General features: G+C 62.0%; 17 protein-coding genes. 3 read left to right on the forward strand and 14 right to left on the reverse strand.

Annotation, left to right across the window (positions count from 1 at the left end):
• Nucleotides 1–3: 3 nt before the first annotated feature.
• Nucleotides 4–1278 (reverse strand): polyhydroxyalkanoate depolymerase, encoded by a 1275-nt coding sequence (gene phaZ, locus AC5STI_RS02200; protein ID WP_475051131.1) that lies wholly within the window; start codon nt 1276–1278, stop codon nt 4–6.
• Nucleotides 1279–1411: 133 nt separating this feature from the next.
• Between phaZ and AC5STI_RS02205 the strand changes: the two genes are divergently transcribed.
• Nucleotides 1412–3214, forward strand: coding sequence for a PHA/PHB synthase family protein (locus AC5STI_RS02205; RefSeq protein ID WP_495445427.1), 1803 nt, complete (start codon nt 1412–1414; stop codon nt 3212–3214).
• A gap of 132 nt (nt 3215–3346) precedes the next feature.
• Complete coding sequence (locus AC5STI_RS02210; protein WP_495445428.1) at nt 3347–3796, forward strand: phasin family protein; 450 nt, start codon at nt 3347–3349, stop codon at nt 3794–3796.
• 106 nt (nt 3797–3902) lie between these two features.
• Here the strand turns inward: AC5STI_RS02210 and AC5STI_RS02215 are convergent, their stop codons facing one another.
• Together AC5STI_RS02215 and AC5STI_RS02220 are read right to left on the reverse strand one after the other, a co-directional pair.
• The gene (locus tag AC5STI_RS02215; RefSeq protein ID WP_495445429.1) at nt 3903–5651 is read right to left on the reverse strand and encodes a tetratricopeptide repeat protein; all 1749 of its coding nucleotides are present in this window, start codon (nt 5649–5651) and stop codon (nt 3903–3905) included.
• A 117-nt stretch (nt 5652–5768) separates the two neighbouring features.
• Nucleotides 5769–6638: an NAD-dependent epimerase/dehydratase family protein gene (locus AC5STI_RS02220; RefSeq protein ID WP_495445430.1), complete on the reverse strand. Its 870-nt coding sequence runs from the start codon at nt 6636–6638 to the stop codon at nt 5769–5771.
• Between the two features lie 199 nt (nt 6639–6837).
• Here AC5STI_RS02220 and phaR point away from each other — a divergent pair, with 199 nt between their 5' ends.
• Nucleotides 6838–7395 (forward strand): polyhydroxyalkanoate synthesis repressor PhaR, encoded by a 558-nt coding sequence (phaR, locus tag AC5STI_RS02225; protein ID WP_475051138.1) that lies wholly within the window; start codon nt 6838–6840, stop codon nt 7393–7395.
• Nucleotides 7396–7482: 87 nt separating this feature from the next.
• On the opposite strand, the gene AC5STI_RS02230 is transcribed toward phaR, so the two are convergent.
• The 11 genes from AC5STI_RS02230 to AC5STI_RS02280 form a co-directional block, all read right to left on the reverse strand.
• Nucleotides 7483–7668 carry a hypothetical protein gene (locus AC5STI_RS02230; RefSeq protein WP_495445431.1) on the reverse strand — a complete coding sequence of 62 codons (186 nt, stop codon included), beginning with the start codon at nt 7666–7668 and terminating at the stop codon, nt 7483–7485.
• 65 nt (nt 7669–7733) lie between these two features.
• Nucleotides 7734–8255: a hypothetical protein gene (locus AC5STI_RS02235; RefSeq protein ID WP_495445432.1), complete on the reverse strand. Its 522-nt coding sequence runs from the start codon at nt 8253–8255 to the stop codon at nt 7734–7736.
• A gap of 92 nt (nt 8256–8347) precedes the next feature.
• Nucleotides 8348–9553: a DegT/DnrJ/EryC1/StrS family aminotransferase gene (locus AC5STI_RS02240; protein ID WP_495445433.1), complete on the reverse strand. Its 1206-nt coding sequence runs from the start codon at nt 9551–9553 to the stop codon at nt 8348–8350.
• A 147-nt stretch (nt 9554–9700) separates the two neighbouring features.
• On the reverse strand, nt 9701–11011 hold the full coding sequence (locus tag AC5STI_RS02245) for an NAD(P)/FAD-dependent oxidoreductase (protein WP_495445434.1): 1311 nt from the start codon (nt 11009–11011) through the stop codon (nt 9701–9703).
• Between the two features lie 105 nt (nt 11012–11116).
• Nucleotides 11117–12475 (reverse strand): glutamine synthetase family protein, encoded by a 1359-nt coding sequence (locus tag AC5STI_RS02250; protein ID WP_495445435.1) that lies wholly within the window; start codon nt 12473–12475, stop codon nt 11117–11119.
• On the reverse strand, nt 12475–13155 hold the full coding sequence (locus AC5STI_RS02255; RefSeq protein ID WP_475051147.1) for a type 1 glutamine amidotransferase: 681 nt from the start codon (nt 13153–13155) through the stop codon (nt 12475–12477). Before AC5STI_RS02255 ends, AC5STI_RS02250 begins: the two co-directional genes overlap by 1 nt.
• 70 nt (nt 13156–13225) lie before the next feature.
• On the reverse strand, nt 13226–14560 hold the full coding sequence (locus AC5STI_RS02260; RefSeq protein ID WP_490398505.1) for a glutamine synthetase family protein: 1335 nt from the start codon (nt 14558–14560) through the stop codon (nt 13226–13228).
• A gap of 191 nt (nt 14561–14751) precedes the next feature.
• Nucleotides 14752–15558, reverse strand: coding sequence for an ABC transporter permease (locus tag AC5STI_RS02265; protein ID WP_475051150.1), 807 nt, complete (start codon nt 15556–15558; stop codon nt 14752–14754).
• On the reverse strand, nt 15555–16439 hold the full coding sequence (locus tag AC5STI_RS02270; RefSeq protein ID WP_475051151.1) for an ABC transporter permease: 885 nt from the start codon (nt 16437–16439) through the stop codon (nt 15555–15557). The genes AC5STI_RS02265 and AC5STI_RS02270 overlap by 4 nt, the downstream gene beginning before the upstream one ends.
• A gap of 111 nt (nt 16440–16550) precedes the next feature.
• The gene (locus AC5STI_RS02275) at nt 16551–17258 is read right to left on the reverse strand and encodes a transporter substrate-binding domain-containing protein (protein WP_495445436.1); all 708 of its coding nucleotides are present in this window, start codon (nt 17256–17258) and stop codon (nt 16551–16553) included.
• Nucleotides 17259–17304: 46 nt separating this feature from the next.
• A complete protein-coding gene (locus tag AC5STI_RS02280; protein WP_475051155.1) occupies nt 17305–18084 on the reverse strand; it encodes an ABC transporter ATP-binding protein in 780 nt (259 codons plus the stop codon).
• Nucleotides 18085–18205 lie beyond the last annotated feature (121 nt).

The raw sequence follows: 18205 nt of genomic DNA on the forward strand, positions 1-18205 counted from the left end.
CCGTCAGGCGGCCGTGTTCTTGTTGGCCGGCTTGCGGGCCGGCTTGCTGCGGCTGTTGGCGTTCATGAAGTCGATCACCAGCGGCCGGATGTTGTCGCGCCAGCTGCGGCCCGCGAAGATACCGTAGTGGCCCGCGCCCGGCTCCACGTGGCTGGCTTTCTTGCTGTCCGGCAGGCCTGTGCAGAGGCCCAGCGCCGCGACGCATTGGCCGGGGGCGGAGATATCGTCCTTGGCGCCCTCGACTGTCTTGACCGCCACATCGGTGATCTTGCTGAAATCGACCTTGTGGCCGTTGACGGTGAAATCGTTGCGCGCAATCTCGCGGTTCTTGAAAACGCGCTCGACCGTCGAAAGGTAGAATTCCGCGGTCATGTCCATCACCGCCAGGTATTCGTCATAGAAACGGTTGTGGGCGTCGTGATCCGAGGCCTCCCCGCGGGAGACACGCTGGATCTGGTCCAGGAACGCCTTGGTGTGGCGCTCGCCGTTCATCGACATGAAGGACGCAAGCTGCAGCAGGCCCGGGTAGACCTTGCGGCCGACGCCGGGGTATTTGAAGCCGACCTGCTGGATCATGGTCTCCTCCAGCTGGCCCATGGTGACGCGGCGGCCGAAGTCGGTGACCTCCGTCGGGGTCGCGTCCGGGTCCACCGGGCCGCCGATCAGGGTCAGCGAGGACGGCTGCGCCTTGGGGTCGCGCTCCGCCAGGTAGGCGGTGGCGGCGAGCGTCAGCGGCACCGGCTGGCAGACTGCGACGACATGGGTGTCGGGGCCCAGCTCCCGCATGAAATCGACGAGGTAGAGCGTATAGTCCTCGATATCGAATTTTCCTGCGGAAACAGGGATGTCGCGGGCGTTGTGCCAGTCCGTCACATAGACTTCACAGTTCACCAGCAAGCTTTTGACGGTGGACCGCAGGAGGGTGGCGTAATGGCCGGACATCGGGGCAACCAGCAGCACTTTGCGGGGCTGTTCCTCGCGGCCGTTGACCTTGAAATGGATCAGGTCGCCAAAGGGGCGCTCGACCACGGTGGTGATGTCGACCAGATGGTCCTTGCCGTCTTCGCAGGTGAAGGTGCGGATGCCCCAGTCAGGCTTCACCACCATCCGCTGGTAGGTGCGTTCGGTTACTTCGCCCCAGGCGGCCATCCAGCTGAGCGCCGGATTTGGCAAGGCGGAAAAGACCGGGTAAGATGCCATGGAGAGGGCGGTTGCGCCCAGCCATTGGTTGGTGTTCCGGACGGTCTCCATCAGGTCGTAGGTCATCATGTATCGCATACGCGTCTCCTTCGGGCTCTGTCCCCGAGTCGTCGGACCAGAAAATCCGGAACATCGGACCAATCGCCGCTTTGCCCTGCCTTCTGCAGAAGAGTATTCTGCATAGCAGAAAGCCTATGAGGGATTCCTTTATATGACAACTAGTGACGAAGTATCCGCAACGTCCAATTCTGAGAGCTTTGAAAAACTTAAGGAAAATATGAGCCGTGTCGAGGAGCTGAGCAAGCGCCTGGCCGAAGTCATGTCCCGGAAGGTGCCGCATAACCCGGCGCTGGATGGCCCGAATCAAGAACTTTATGCGCGCGCAGCAACCGCCTATTGGACGGAAGCTATGCAGAACCCTGCCAAACTCCTGGAGCATCAGCTCGAATTCTGGAGCAAGTCTGTGCTGAATTTCGCCGAAGCGCAGAAAGCTCTGGCAGGGCAAATGGACAGCACGGATGACGGCGGCCCCAAGGACCGCCGTTTTTCGAATCCGCTGTGGCAAAGCAGCCCGTACTTCAACTATGTCAAACAGCAGTACCTGACCAACGCCGAAGCGATCCGCAAGGCGGTGCAGAGTGCTGGTGAGATGGATGGCAAAGACAAGCAGCGGCTGAGCTACTTTGCCGATCAGATCATCGAAATGATGTCGCCGACCAATTTTCTGCCGACCAACCCCGATGCGCTGGAGAAGGCGATTGAGACGGAAGGCCAGTCGCTGATCGACGGGCTGGAGAACCTGGTTACGGACCTGGAGGCCAACAACGGCGAGCTCGTGGTGCGTTTGGCGGACGAGAGCGCGTTCGAGCTCGGCGGCAATATCGCCACCACCCCCGGCGACGTGATCTACCGCAACCGGATGATGGAGCTGATCCAGTACAAACCGGTGACGGAGACGGTGCATGAAACCCCCATTGTTCTGTTCCCGCCCTGGATCAACAAGTTTTACATCCTCGACCTCAAGGCACAGAACAGCCTGATCAAGTGGGTGACCGAGCAAGGCTATACGCTGTTCGTGGTGTCCTGGGTCAACGCCGATGCGAGCCACTCCGATGTGGGGATGGAGGATTATATTCAGGAAGGCTTCCTGGCCGCGATTGAAACCGCCAAGGAGGTCTGCAAGGTCGATCAGGTCAATGCGGTGGGATACTGCATCGCCGGCACCACTCTGAGCCTGACGCTGTCGCTGCTGAAACAGCGCGGCGACAAATCGGTGAAATCGGCGACCTTTTTCACCACGCTGACCGATTTCGGCGACCAAGGCGAATTCACGCCATTCCTGCAGAATGATTTTATCGACGGGATCGAGGCCCAGGTAGAGCAGGAGGGCCTGCTGCGGTCATGGGTGATTGCGCGGACTATGTCGTTCCTGCGTTCCAAGGACCTGATCTATGGCCCGGCAGTGAAAAGCTACATGATGGGCGAGACGCCGCCCGCCTTTGATCTGCTCTATTGGAACGGCGATGGTGCCAACCTGCCGGGGCGGATGGCGATCCAGTACCTGCGGGGGCTGTGTCAGAACAATGAATTCGTCGGCGATGGCTTTGAGCTGATGGGCCACAAGCTGCACATCAAGGATGTGGACGTGCCGCTGATGTCGATCACTTGTGAGACCGACCACATCGCCCGCTGGAAGGACTGCTACCACGGGGTGCAGCAGATGGCATCGCGCAGCAAGAGCTTCATTGTGTCGGAGTCCGGCCATATTGCGGGCATCGTCAACCCGCCCAGCAAGAAGAAGTACGGCCACTACGTCAACGACGACCTGAAGGGAGACAGCGAGGCCTGGATGGCCGGAGCGGAGTACCACGAGGGCTCCTGGTGGCCGCGCTGGAATGACTGGCTCAAGAAGCGGTCCGGCAAGCAGGTTCCCGCGCGTGAAGTGGGGGATTCGGGCTATCCCTCTTTGATGCCGGCCCCGGGCTCCTATGTGAAGGTCAAGGCAAACCATTGATTTCACGGGGTTTGCAAAAGTTTTCTGCACCGCAGCATAAAAAACCTTGAAATGCTGCGGTGCGGCACGCATATTCCTCTCATGCTAAGAGCGCAGGATGGTCCTGCTGCAGCTTTCTGAGGAATTAGAACTATGGCAAAGACCCAAGACTTCACCGCGATGATGAAAGACTTCATGGGCGCCTTCCCGGTTGACACCAAAGCCATGGAAGACGCGTTCAAAAGCACCGCTGCCCTGAACGAGAAGCTGTCCGCCGTTGCGCTGGACGCTGCCGGCAAATCCGCCGAGATCTCGAACAAGTGGACCAAAGAGACCATCGCCAAGCTGAGCGATGTCGCCAAGGTCAAGGAAGAGCCGGCGGACTACGCCAAGGCCGCGACCGACTTTGCTTCCGCTTCCGCCGAAGTGGCCGCCGAGAACATGGCTGCCTTTGCTGAAGTGGCCAAGAAGGTTCAGATGGAAACCGTCGAACTGATGATGGCAGCTGGCAAAGACATGTCCGAAGAGGCAACCGCAGCCGTGAAAAAGGCCACCGAAGAGGTGACCACGGCCGCGAAAAAAGCTTCGGCAACCGCCAAGTAAGAACGTCCGCGGACCGGCCCTCGCTCTCCTCCCTGACGGAGCCGGACCGTGAAGAAGGGCAGGCCGCAAGGCCTGTCCTTTTGCGATTCAGGGGTCATGCCGGCGGTTAGTCAGGCAGCCCGGCCTGGCGCAGTCCATCGCAGTAATGCTCCAGATCCTGCGCCCGGGCAAAGGGCAGCGTCCTGCTGATGCGGTCAATCGAGAATTTGGGTTCAAGTTCCAGAATGCGCCCGCATTCCCGCGCAGCAGCGGGCCGGTCTCCCAGCTGAGCATAGCAAGCCGCCAGATGGCGGTGCGGTGCCGGGAAGCCCGGAAATAGCTCAACCGCCTTGTTCACTTCGGAGACAGCCGGATCATAGGCCCGGCACATGTACAGCGCGAGCCCCCGGAACCAGTGGAAATACGTCGGGTGGAACGGATTCAGAGCTGTCGCCTGATCCAGGTCCTCCAGCGCTTTTTCCGGCCTGCCCTGATAGACCAGGGACAGCCCGCGGAAGGCCATTGCATCGGTGTCATTGGGATTGAGCATCAGGGCGCGCTGAAAGTGGTCCTCTGCCAGCGCGAAGTTTCCCTTGCACAGATGCATAACGGCGAGCCGGCGCTGCGCAACGCTGTCTAGCGGATCTATCCGGGCGGCGTGGCGCAGCAGCGGAAAGGCCTTGTCCAGCGTCAGTTCTGCCGACAGGCCCCAGCCGCTCATCCATTCCACCAGATAGGTCAGCGCCAGACCGGAATACGCCGCAGCGCTGCCAAAGTCGGCATCGCAGGCCTGCTGGTACAGCTTACGGCACTGCTTCAGCCTGCTGCGGGAATCCAGAACGACGGATTTGGCCTGCATCACAAGATCCCGCGCCGTCGGCTTGCCGCCTTTGGCCGCATACGCCGCTGACTTTTGCCTTGCCACGGACTGGAGCTGCGCAGCGAGGGTTTGGGTGATCTGCCCGGCAACGGCGTCCTGCTGGCTGAAGTCGGATGAGACGTCACGGTCATAACGGCCGCTCCACAGCGACACGCTGCTGGCACCGTCCGAAAGCGTGACAGTGACCCGCAGTTTGCCGGGCAGCTGCCGGACGCTGCCTTCAGCCAGAAAACGCACGCCAAGCTCGGCCGCCACAACGGATGCTCCGGCTGTGCTGCCGGCAAAGCGCAGCGCCGCATTGCGGGATACAACGCGCAGCGTCCGGAACCGGGAGAGGCCAATGGTGATGTCCTCAGTCAGAGTTTGCGCAATGGCTTCGGTTTCCGCGCTGGCGGGGTTGGCATTGGCGAAGGGAAGCACCGCCACCGATGCTTCCGGCGATTGGCCTTCGGGATCCAGGGGCGGCAGGGAGTTTCCTGTTATGCGGTAAATCCGGACGGGTTCGGAGATATTGCGGACCTGCTGCAATCCCAAGTCGTCGAAAGCTGCGCCGACCTTGCCGCGAACCTGCTCATGCACGGTGCCTGAGATGCAGATTTCCCCGGGCGCGGAAAGGCTTTGCAGCCGGGCGGCGATATTTACGCAATTGCCCAGCAGGTCATCGTCGGCCGGGAATACCTTGCCCGCGTGGATTCCCATCCTCAGTCTCAAGCCCAGCCCGCGGGGGCCGTTGCGCCAAGCGGCTGCTTTGGCGGCAATTGCCAGAGCCGCCTTGACGGCCCGCACAGCGGTCCCGAACTCAAGCAGGAAGCCGTCCCCCACCGTTTTGACAAGCCATCCTTCATGCTCTTGCGCAACCGGTGCGATGATACGGTTGCCAAGATCGCGGACCGCCGCGATGGTTTCGGATTCCCGCGCCTCAGCCAGGGCGGAGTATCCGGCCACGTCAGCGATCAGAATGGCGGCTTGTCTTTGCCTGTCCCTTTGGTCAGCCATTTTCCCCGGTACCACAGACTCGAAAGACTTAGAGTTAATTGTATCACATTGAGAATTTTTTGTTGCTATTTAGTTTCAAATAATTCTGCTTTTTGTCCAATTTGGCGCGCTTTAGCGTCAAAATCGCGAACCCCGGAAGTTCAGGTGCCTCGCCTGCCAGCCGGTCATACGGCGCAGCTTGCCGGATGCCATCTGCTGATCCAGCGTGGGTCCCTCGGCCCAGGCGCCGTATTTGATCAGCACGTGTTTCAGGCTGCGCACCACATAGGACGCATCATGCCCGTGGCGGCGCGCGATCTCGCCAGTGATCTCTGCCACTGGCACGCCGGTCTCGGCGCTTGCGTTGAAATGGCCGGTGAGCTGCGGCTGTTCCAGCAGCAGCCGGTAGGCGCCGGCCAGATCCTCCCGGTGAACCAGCGGCCAGCGGGTGGCGATGCTGCCCCAGATTTCGAACGGTCTGCCGTCGCGGGCGGCCTCCAGGTAACGGAAGAAGGCGCCGCCGTCTTCGTGGTAAACCATTGCCGGATGCACCACCGCGGCAGAGACGGCAGGGGACGCCAGTACGGCCGCACCGTTTTCCTGCATCCAGGAAAAGGGCTTGATCGGCTGCATTGGGCTGGTCTCATCCGCGACCCGGTTGCCGGTGGCACCATACAGCCAGCAGCCGCCGGTGTAGATCAGCCGCAGCGGTTCCGGCCGCAGAGCGGCTTGATCCAGAATGGCGGCAATGGCGGTGGTATCGGCCTCGGCCATCCCGTCGTTGAAGGTCGCGGCGAGCTGGATCAGCGCATCAGTTCTGGCGACCTCCTGAACCCAGGTGCCGGGGCTGCGCAGATTTCCCCGCAGGGGGCGGGCGCCCATCGCTGCGAGATTGCGGTCAGAGGCCGCGGAGCGGCTGAGACCGGTTACTTGGTGGCCATAGCGGACCAGCTCCCGGGTGACGGCAGTGCCAATGGAACCAGTGCCGCCGAGAATCAGAACTTTCACTTTGGAAACGCTCCTGCTGCGGGTTGCGGTGCAGGAGAGATCTGTAAAAGCTCAAGTCAGGATCAGGTCAAGGACTGAAGCGGCTCTATACCAGGATTTCTAACGGGAACTAATGTTGCGGAAACTGCGCTTAGGCTTCCCTTTTGTTCTGCCGTGGCATAGGCTTTGCTGCGATGCGTCATGACCGGGGAGGGAACACATGGCAGAACAGGACAAACCCTTGCTGATCAAAAGGTATGCAAGCCGCAGGCTGTATAACACCGAGACCAGCGATTACGTCACGCTGGAAGATATCGCGGGGTTTATCCGGGATGGCCGCGAGGTGCAGATCGTCGATCTGAAAACCGGTGACGACCTGACCCGCCAGTACCTGCTGCAGATCATTGCCGAGCATGAAAGCCGCGGCGAGAACGTGCTGCCGGTGAACGTGCTGAACGATCTGGTGCGCAGCTACATGGTCCCCGGCGGCGGGGTGATGCCGCAGTTCCTGCAGACATCGTTCGACATGCTGCGCGAAAGCCAGTCGAAGATGATGGAGAACATGAACGCGATGAACCCGATGTCTAAGATGCCAGGGTTTGAGGCGGTGAAGGCGCAGCAGGAGGCGTTCCTGAAGGCGATGACCGGCGGCTTTGGCGCCGCGGGCTGGACCGGCGGTGCGCAGGAGGACGAAAAATCCGAAAGCGGCGGCGAGGATCTGGACGACATCAAAAAGCAGCTGGCGGCGCTGCAGGAAAAACTGTCCAAGATGAAGTGAGGCTTAGCGGCTAGCGCAGATGACAGAGCCCCCGGTCCGGTTCGGCGGGGGCTTTTCTCGCTTGCGGGTTTTGGTGTGGTGGGCGGATCAGGAGGAACGGGCCTCAACCTTCAGCACGTTGTGCAGCCGGTGATATGGGGCGTTCTTGACGATTTCGTCCAGGTTCTTTGTCTCAGGCGCGGGACGCGCGCGCAGGAACAGATAAGCGCTGGCACCAAAAGACAGGGCGCAGGCGCCGATGATCGTGCTGACGATGACTGTTTCGAGTCCCATGGCTTCAAACATGTGTTTCTCCGGTTGCACTGACAATATAGGCGAGGAAAGCTGAAAATTCCATATCACTTCCCGTCCTGCCTTAGTTTGCCGGCTTCCAGGACGTGGCGGGCGAGGGAATCGGCGCTGTTGCGTGCCTGTTCATGGCGGCGCATTTTCACCCGTCCGCCGATCCTGGAGGCCGTTGCGAATACGAAGCCCGAAAACGACAGCAAAGTGAGGCCGAAGGCCGGCCCGCCGGTGACCGTTCCGGCTATCGCCGCACCAAAGCTCGCCAGCAGCGCGCCGGCTGCCAGCCGCTGTGCCCACTGGCCGATGACCTGATCCGCGTCGCGGGCGCGCGCCTCTGCCTCTGCGGCTTCGCTGGAGAATGCGGTCAGCAGGTCGGCCACAGCCAGACCGCTGTCCGGGTCATTGGATGCGCGGATGGCGGCCAGCAGCGCAGCCCGCTCCGCCCGGTCCGAAACAACCGCGCTGATGATCTGGGTCAGTTCATCTTTGGGGACGGCATCTCCCATGCTGAGGGAGTTTGCCATGGCAACCAGCGCGGTTGCCGGGCGCCGTTTGAATTTGGCGGGAGCTTTCATAGGCGGCAAGGTGGACGGCACAAGCCAGGATTGCAATCATGAAAAGCCCCGGCGCAGGGCCGGGGCTGCAACAGTCAGGGTCCGGCTGCGTCTCAGGCAGCGGCCTTGCCCATGGTTTTTTCAACAGCACCCAGCAGGATGTCCGCGATCACGTCCAGCTCGGCGCGGGTCAGGCGCACGGGCAGGCGCACGTCGCAGGCCTTCATCAGCATGGCGCGGGTCTGCGGCAGGTCGGGCACATCGCGCAGGAACTGCCAGTTCCAGAAGGCGCGGGCGTTGTCGGTCGACAGGCCAAAGACCTGCACCTTGACGCCCTTGGCTTCGGCAGCGGCGGCAAAGGCGCGGGTCTGTTCCTCGCTGAGGCCCACCAGGTTGAACTGGATCGAGTCCGGCGCTCGGCGTTCCGGGCCCAGCGGCTGGGGCACTTCAATGAAGGGGGAGCCGTTCAGCCGCTCAGCAACGTAGTCGTGATTGGCCAGACCGTCACGCACCCGGCGCGCCAGTTCCGGCAACTGCGGGCGGATTACGGCAGCAGAAAGGTTGCTCATCCGCAGGTTATAAAGCGGCAGCTGGTTCTGCCACTTGGCAAAGGCCTGCGCCAGGTCCGGGGTGTTTTCCCCGTGCGGGCCCTTGTGCTTTTTCCAGTTGTGCTCATAGGCGCCGGACATGATCACGGCGCGGGCGATCAGGTCGGCGTCGTCGGTGATCAGGATGCCGCCTTCGCCGGCGTTGACCATCTTGTAGGACTGGAAGGAGAAGCAGCCCACCTTGCCGATGGTGCCGATGTTGCGCCCGTTCCAGGTGGTGCCCAGCGAGTGGGCCGCGTCCTCGACCACCGGGATGCCACGGGCATCGCAGAGCGCCATGATCGCGTCCATGTCAGAGGTATGGCCGCGCATGTGGCTGATGATCACCGCCTGCACGCTGTCCAGCTTGGCTTCGAAATCCGCCAGATCGACGCGGTAGTTTTCGCTCACCTCGCACAGCACCGGCACGCAGTCTGCATGCACGACCGAGGAGGGCACGGCGGCGAAGGTGAAGGCAGGGATCAGCACGCGGGCGTCGCGCGGCAGGCCGAGCGCCTTCAGCGACAGGAACAGCGCTGCCGAGCAGGAAGAAACCGCCAGCGCGTATTTGCTGCCCAGAAGCTCCGCGTACTCCTGTTCCAGCAGCGTGACCGGCGCATCTTCGGGCGCGGTGTAGCGGAACAGGTCGCCCGACTGCATCAGAGCGTCGATGGCCTCGCGGGCGGCTGCGGGAATGGGTTCAGCGTCATGAACGTTGGGCGGCAGGGCCATATTTCAAAATCCTGAATTGTTGCTTTGAGAAATGTAAAACTAAGCGCTGCGGATGCCAAGACCGGACGCGGCGGAAATTGCCGCGCCCGGCGGGTTTTCACAGAATTGTTGCGAAGTTGCGCGGAAACCGGCCCAGCGGCTCCGGCTTTAAACTCCCATCCGGTCGCGCAGGGCGAACCAGGTCATCGCCAGCACCAGCAGCGGCGAGCGCATCCGCGGCCCGCCAGGGAAGCGCGGAGTCGGGACGCGGGCCATCGTGTTGAACCCCTCGGCCTGCCCTTGGATCGCCTGCGCCATCAGCTGGCCCGCGTGGGTGGCGGTGCCGACGCCGTGTCCGGAATAGCCGGAGGCGGTCAGCACATTGGGCGCAAGCCGCGCCAGGTACGGCATCCGCTTCATGGTAATGCCCAGGGTGCCGCCCCAGGCGTAGTCGATTTGCACGTCTTTCAGATGCGGGAAGATCCCGGTCATCGGTTTGCGCACCGTGGCGGAGATATCTGACGGGAAGCGGTAGCCGTAGCTCTCACCGCCGCCGAACAGCAGCCGCTTGTCATGGCTGAGGCGGAAGTAGTTCACCACGAATTTGGTATCGGCCACGGCAACGTCGCGGGTCAGAACCCGGGCGGCGTCCTCGCCCAGCGGCTCAGTGGCCACGACGAAGTTGTTGATCGGCATCACCCGTGCCGCCACCTGGCCGTTCAACCCGCCGAGGTAGCCGTTGCAGGCAAGGATCAGATGGTCGGCAGTGACGCTGCCGCCCGCTGTGCGGATGCGCAGCTTGGCGCCTTCCTGGATGTCCAGAACCTCGCTGCCTTCAAAAATCCCGGCACCTGCTGCCGCGGCGGCGCGGGCCAGGCTGAACGCATAGTTCAACGGATGCAGATGCCCCGCACCATGATCCAGAATGCCGCCCTTATAAGCAGGCGAGGGGCACATGGCCCAGCAGGCGTCCTTGTCGAGCAGTTCAATGCTGCTGTAGCCGTACTGGTCCTGCAGGTGGCGGCCATAGTCGCGCAGCTCTGCCGCTTCCTTTTCGGAAAAGGCGGTCCAGGCCACGCCGGGCTTCAGATGGCAGTCCTGGCCATGGCGTGCGATCAGCGATTTAACCAGGTCCTTGGCGTCCTCGCCCAGTTGCCAGAGCTTCTGCGCCTCCGGCCCGCCCATCAGCGCTTCCAGCCCTTCCTGGTCCATCCGCTGGCCGCTGCCGAGCTGGCCGCCGTTGCGCCCCGAGGCGCCAAAGCCCACGCGCTGCGCTTCCAGCAGCACCACGGACATTCCGGCCTCAGCCAGATGCAGCGCCGCCGACAGGCCGGTATAGCCGCCGCCGACGATACAGACATCTGCCTTTACCTCACCGTCCAGCGCCGCAAAGCGCTCCATCGGAATAGCGGTTGCCGCATACCAGCTGTCTGGATATTCGCCCTTGCGGTCATTGGAATAGAGCAGGTTCATCCCCATCGCGCACCTCATCAGAAGCAGGGCTCCCAAGCGGGACACCTGCTCTTCATCTTTCCATAAATACTCAATTAAAGGGGCGCTGCACCGTGGCGCAGCGCCGGAGTTTCAGACGTTCATCAGCAGATGCTCGCGCTCCCAGGGCGAGATCACCTGCAGGAACTCCTCATACTCCGTGCGTTTTACGATGGAATACACGCGGGCAAATTCCGGTCCCAGAACTTCGTGCAGCTCGGTCGCCTCGTCGAACAGATCCAGCGCTTGGCCCATCACCTGCGGGATATCGCCTTCGCCCTCATAGGCGTCGCCCTTGAACTGCTTGCGCGGGCGTTCCTCCTTGATCAGGCCGAGATAGCCGCAGGCGAGCGACAGCGCGATGCCCAGATAGGGGTTGCAGTCCATACCGGCGATGCGGTTCTCCACCCGGCGCGCCTCTGGCCCGGACAGCGGGATGCGGATGCCGGTGGTGCGGTTGTCGCGCGCCCACTCCAGATTGATCGGCGCCGCGTGGTCCTTCACGTAGCGGCGGTAGGAGTTCACGTAGGGCGCCATCACCGCCAGGCCCGCGGGCAGGTGGTTTTGCAAGCCGGCGATGAAGTGATAGAACGCATCCGTTTCGCCGCCTTGCGGGCCGGAGAAGATGTTCTCGCCGGTTTCCACATCCAGGATCGAGTGGTGGATGTGCATGGCGGACCCCGGCTCATCCTCGATCGGCTTGGCCATGAAGGTGGCAAAGCAATCGTGGCGCAGCGCCGCCTCGCGGATCAGCCGTTTGAAGTAGAACACCTCGTCCGCCAGCTTGACCGGGTCGCCGTGGCGCAGGTTAATCTCCAGCTGGCCGGCGCCGCCTTCCTGGGTGATGCCGTCGATCTCAAAGCCCTGGTGCTCGGCGAAATCATAGATGTCGTCGATAACGGGTCCGAACTCGTCCACCGCGGTCATCGAATAGGCCTGCCGCGCCGCTGCCGGGCGGCCGGAGCGGCCCATCATGGGCTTGATCTCGTGTGCCGGGTCGATGTTGCGCGCGACCAGGAAGAACTCCATTTCCGGCGCCACAACCGGTTTCCAGCCCTTGTCGTGATAAAGCTGCACCACGCGTTTCAGAACATTGCGCGGGCTGTAGGGGATCGGCTGGTCGTGCCGGTCATAGGCATCGTGGATCACTTGCAGGGTCCAGTCGCCGGTCCAGGGCGCGGCCGTGGCCGTGGACATGTCCGGCTTCAGCGTCATGTCCTTTTCAATCCAGCCGTCGTCATCCGCAGCATCGGCCCAGTCCCCGGTGATGGTCTGGTAGAAGATGCTGTCCGGCAGATGGAAATAATCGGTTTTTGCAAACTTCGATGCCGGTACCGCCTTACCCCGGGCGATACCGGGAAGGTCCGAGATAACGCATTCAACTTCGTCGAGACGACGGCCCTCCAGATAGGTTTTTGCTGCTTCGGGAAGGGCGTCGAGCCAAGCTGACATTAGGTCCTCTCTTTCCTGTAAAACTCTGCGAGGAAGGTTGCGATTTCGGGGTTGTCCACGGGGGCGTCCAGATCGGCGGCGGCCCGGTCGAGCAAGTCGTCCGGCACAACGCCGCGCCCGCGTTTTTCGATCAGGCCGCCAACAAAGGCGCTGGGGAATTCGGGGTGGGGCTGCCAGGAGATGATGTGGTCGCCATAGGCCAGGATGCCGTTCCGGCAAAAGCCGTTGCCGCCCAGCACACGCGCGCCTTCGGGCAGCTCCACCACCTGGTCCTGGTGCCAGGCGTTGAGGGTCAGGTCCTTGCCGTCCACCTGGTAGGTGACGCGGCCCACCGCCCAGCCGCCTTCGAACTTGGCAACCTTGCCGCCAAGCGCCTGGGCGATGATCTGGTGGCCAAAGCAGATCCCGGCCAGCGGCCGCTTGTGCGCGTGGATCTGGCGGATCAGGTCCTCCAGCGGTGCAATCCAGGCATGATCCTCATAGGCGCCATGCTTGGACCCGGTGATCAGCCAGCCGTCGGCGTCCTCCGGGCTGTCCGGGAAGATGCCGTCCACCACGGCCCAGGTCTGAAACTCGAAGCCGTTGCCATCCAGCATGTCGCGGAACATGCCGTCGTAGTCGCCGAACGGTTCATACAGGTCTTCGGGGGAGTGGCCGGTTTGCAGGATGCCGATTTTCATAAGTCACCAGTTGGAAGGAATTCGCTGCGCGGGACGGTAGCCCGCCGCCGAGACGGCGGGCAAGGGGCCGTCAGACCGTATCCAAGTAGATCTCGACCCGTTCTTCCGGGGTGAGTTCTTCCATGTAGCGCAGCTCCTGCCGCTTGGTCAGCACCATGTTGCGGATCATCTCGGCAGAGAAGAAATGCGGGATGACGTCCGAGTTCTCGAACGCGTCAATGGCGCTTTGCCAGGTGTTGGGAACCTGCGGCAGGTCCAGCGCATAGGCGTTGCCGGTGATCGGCTCTGAGGGCTCGATCTTGTTTTCGATCCCATAGAGCGCAGCACCCAGGATGGCGGTCAGCATAAGATAGGGGTTCACGTCGCCGCCGGCAAAACGGTGCTCGATCCGGCGCGCCTTGGGGCTGCCGGAGGGCACGCGGATGGCGGCGGTGCGGTTCTCATAGGCCCAGCAGATGCCGGTGGGGGCGTGGGCGCCCGGGACCATGCGGTCATAGCTGTTGCCATGCGGTGCGAAGACCAGGGTGGAATCGCTCATCGCCTTCAGGCAGCCGCCGACGGCATGACGCATCGCATCGGTACCCTTGGGGCCGCCATCGTCAAAGATGTTGTTGCCGTCCTGATCCAGCACCGAGAAATGGGTGTGCAGGCCGTTGCCCGCATAATCCTCATACGGTTTCGCCATGAAGCTGGCGGCAAAGCCGTGGCGGCGGGCAAGCCCCTTGACCAGCATCTTGAACAGCCAGGCATCGTCAGCGGCGCGCAGCGCATCGGGGCCGTGCATCAGGTTAATCTCGAACTGGCCCAGGCCGGCCTCGGAAATCGCGGTGTCGGCGGGGATGTCCATATCCTCGCAGGCGTCATAGAGATCGGTAAAGAACGTGTCGAACTGGTCCAGCGCCCGGATCGACATGGTCTCCGCCGCCTTGCGGCGTTTGCCGGATCGTGGCGAGGTCGGCACCTGCAGGTTCTTGCCGCTGTCGTCGATCAGGAAGAATTCCAGCTCCACAGCAACCACCGGGGTCAGTCCCAGTTCCTTGTAGCGGTCGACCACGGCGCGCAGCGCGTGGCGCGGGTCGCCGTCATAGGGGCGGCCGTCTTCGCGGTACATCCAGATCGGCAGCATAGCGGAGGGCGATTCCAGCCAGGGCATCGGCACAAAGCCGCGCTCAGTCGGCTTCAGCACGCCGTCGGCGTCGCCGCTCTCGAACACCAGCGGGCTGTCGTCGATGTCCTCGCCCCAGATGTCCAGGTTGAGAACCGACAGCGGAAAGCGGGTGCCTTCCTCGACCGCCTTGTCGGCAAAGCGGGCAGGGACACGCTTGCCCCGGGCCTGACCGTTGATGTCCGCCGCCGCAACGCGGATGGTGCGCACATGCGGGTTTTTCCTGAGCCAGTTCTTCATCCAATCACCTGACGGTTTCGGGGGCACCGCCGGCCGCCAGCGCCCCGGACGGGGCGCAGCAGGGCCGGGGCAGCTTATCACCCCTGGTCCATTTTTTTGATCATAATCCAACGCAGCCTTGAATTTGCCCATGAACTCGCAGGATTCTGCGGTCAGACACCCGGGCTTTGAATTTGATCAAATAATGGATACTACCGGATCAGATTAGGACGCAAGCGAAATTTTCTCCGCCGTTCCTGGGGCAGGTGTTTGTTCAGCCGTTTATTCACCAGGCCAAAAATGGCGATGATCACCAAGGTCAGCAGGATGAAGTAGAAGGCCAGGATCGGGTAGGGGATGAACGGGTTGAAGGTCTTGTCCGCGAAATAGCTGGCGTAGTAGAGCGCATCGCCCTGCTGCCGCCAGGCCGGAAAGCCGGTGAAGAACACCAGCGTGGTGGCGTGGAACAAGAAAATCGCCTCGTTGGTGTAGGCGGGCCAGGCCAGCCGCAGCATGGTCGGGAAAGTGATGCGGCGGAACCGGGTCCAGCCGGTCATGCCGTATGCATCCGCGGCCTCGATATCGCCTTTGGGGATCGACAGCAGCGCGCCATAGAAGATTTCACCCGAGTAGGCGGCGGTGTTGCAGAACAGTACGATCAGCGCCCCGAGCCAGGCCGAGGTGAACGGGTCGAAGAAGCTCGAAACGCTCTTGAGGCTCAGGAAGCATGCGTAGGCAAAGAAAAACTGGATGAACAGCGGGCTGCCGCGGAACACGAAGATGAACCACTCCGCCGGTTTGCGCCACAGCGGGTTGGGGCTGGATTTCCCGACCGCCAGGGCAACCGCCAGGAAAAAGCCGGTCATCAGCGCCAACGCGCCGAAGTAGACGTTCCAGATCAGGCCTGAGCCGATCAGGGTGAAATGCTCGCACAGGGTATACTCGCCGCGCGGCAGCAGCCGTTCGCCAAAACCCAAGGATCGGAAGGCATAGGCCTGGATGGTTTCAACGCAACTCATGCCGCTGCCTTTCTTTGTGCTTCGCCGCCCGCAGTGGCCTGGCCTTTTGTCAGGCGCTTCATGATCCGGTCCAGCAACACTTCGGACACTTTGGTGAAGCAAAGGTAGAACACCAGCAACGCGGCAAAGTACCAGACATGCCAGTTCGGGTGCGGGTAGTCCGTGAAGCGTGCGGTCTTGGTGCCGCCCAGTTCACGGGCCCAATAGACGATGTCCTCGACCCCCAGCAGGAACAAGAGCGGCGTGGACTTGATCAGCACCATCCACAGGTTCGACAGGCCCGGCAGCGCATAGACCCACATCTGCGGCACCAGGATGCGCCAGAACGCCTGGCGGGAGGTCATTCCATAGGCTTCGGCGGTTTCGATCTGGGCGCGCGGCACGGCCCGCATGGCACCAAACAAAACGTTCGCGGCAAAGGCTCCGAACACGATCGAGAAGGTGAGGACCGCCAGGAAGAAGCCGTAGGTTTCATGCACCCACTGAGGTGCGGTCGACAGCGGCAGCTTGGCCGCGTCGCAGACCACAAAGTCGATGCCCTGGCGGATCGGCTGATCCCAGTCCGGGCATTTCACCTTGTGGCGCATCCACTCGAACGCCTGGTCGAGCGCGATGACGAAGAACAGGAAAAACGCAATGTCCGGCACGCCGCGCACGATGCTGGTGTAGCCCTTGCCGAACCAGCGCAGCGGCGGGAATTTGGAGCGGGCAGCGCTGGCAGCGCCAAACCCGAAGAGCAGGGCAACCGGGGCAGTGATGGCCAGCAGGGTCAGAACCACAAAAACCGAGATATAGAGGTTCAGATGCTTGCCTGTGGTCAGGTAGCAGCTGAGCCAGCTCAGCCCTTCAAGCGTGGTCGGGTCCGTGCAATAGGAAAACATGTTGGTGCCTGTCTTTCTCCGGCCGTGCCCGGCAGCGTGCCTGCCGGAAGAGAATGAATGAGGCCCGCGCGCCGCGGCGGCGGGCCTGCAAGATCCTGTAACAGGATCAGATTACCACTGGGAGGAAACTTCCCACTTGGCGATCAGCTCGTTCAGCGAGCCGTCGTCTTTCATCGACTGGATCGCCGCGTCGAACTTGCCGCGCAGTTCGGCATCCGATTCACGGAAGCCCATGCCAACGCCGCCGCCCAGCGATTCGGATTTCTCCAGCATCACCAGATCGTCGCCGACCACGGTGTCGAGGAAGCTCTTGTCGGCCAGAACCGCGTCCGCTTCGCCGTTGCGCACAGCGGCGACGGTTTCTTCCGGGGTGGCGAACTCAACCAGGGTCCAGCCCTGCTCAGCGATGAAGGCGGCCTGGATGGTGGTGGCCTGGGCTGCGATCACGCCGGATGCCAGATCGACGTCAGCCGCCTGGGCCACATAGGCGGACGGATCCGGCGGCGTGTAGGGCTGGGTGAAGTCAATGACCTCGTCCCGCTCGTCGGTGATCGACATGCCGGCGATGATGGTGTCGTAGTTGCCGGAGACCAGGTTCGGAATGATCGAATCCCAGTCGTTCTTCACCCACTCGCAGGTGAGTTCGGCGCGCTTGCACAGCTCGTCGCCCAGCTCGCGCTCGAAACCGTCGATCTCGCCCGCGTCGTTGACGAAGTTCCAGGGCGCATAGGCGCCTTCGGTGCCCAGGCGCACTGTTTCCGCCAGGCCCATGCCCGCGGTCAGCGCCAGGGCGGCGGTGCCAAGGATCAGTGATTTCATGAGTTTACTCCCGTTTGGTTTGGTTTTTGGATTTATTAGTTATTGCTCAATGCGCGTGGCGCGTCGAGGACAGGAAGGCACGCAGCCGCTCAGAACGGGTGCCGCCAAAGACTTCGTCGGGGGTGCCTTCTTCTTCGATCAAGCCCTGGTGCAAAAAGACCACGTGGCTGGAGACATCAGCAGCCATTTTCATGTCGTGGGTCACGATCATCATGGTGCGGCCTTCGGCAGCCAGGTCCTTGATCACCTTGATCACTTCCTGTTCCAGCTCCGGATCCAGCGCGGAGGTGGGTTCATCGAACAGCAGCGCCTCAGGTTCCATGCAAAGCGCGCGGGCAATCGCGGCACGCTGCTGCTGGCCGCCCGACAGCTGGGCTGGGTAGACATCGCATTTGTCGCCAATGCCGACCTTGGTCAGGTAATAGCGGGCTTTCTCCTCCACTTCGGCCTTGTCGCGGCCCAGCACCGTGACCGGCGCCTCCATCACGTTCTGCAGAATGGTCATGTGGGCCCACAGGTTGAACTGCTGGAACACCATGCTCAGGTTTGTACGGATACGCAGGATCTGCTTGGCGTCGGAGGGGCGGCGGTTGAGCCCCTGGCCGGTCCACGTAACCGGTTCGCCCTTGAACAGAATCTCGCCTTCCTGGCTGTCCTCCAGCAGGTTGCAGCAGCGCAAGAGCGTAGACTTGCCCGACCCTGAAGACCCGATCAGCGAAACCACATCGCCCTTGTGGGCGGTGATATCCACGCCTTTGATCACTTCCAGCTCACCATAGGATTTGTGCAGGCCGCGGATTTGCAGAACAGGCGTTGTGTCGGTCAAGGTGTCTTTGTCCCTATGAGTGGAAATTCGTTCTTATTGGACCGAAAAAAAGACCGAATGCAACGTTCAAACCGCACAAGCTGGCACAGCAGGTGCCAAAATGACCGGTTGTGCTGCCATT

The sequence above is a fragment of the Leisingera sp. CC-HEC096 genome, from assembly GCF_059429235.1.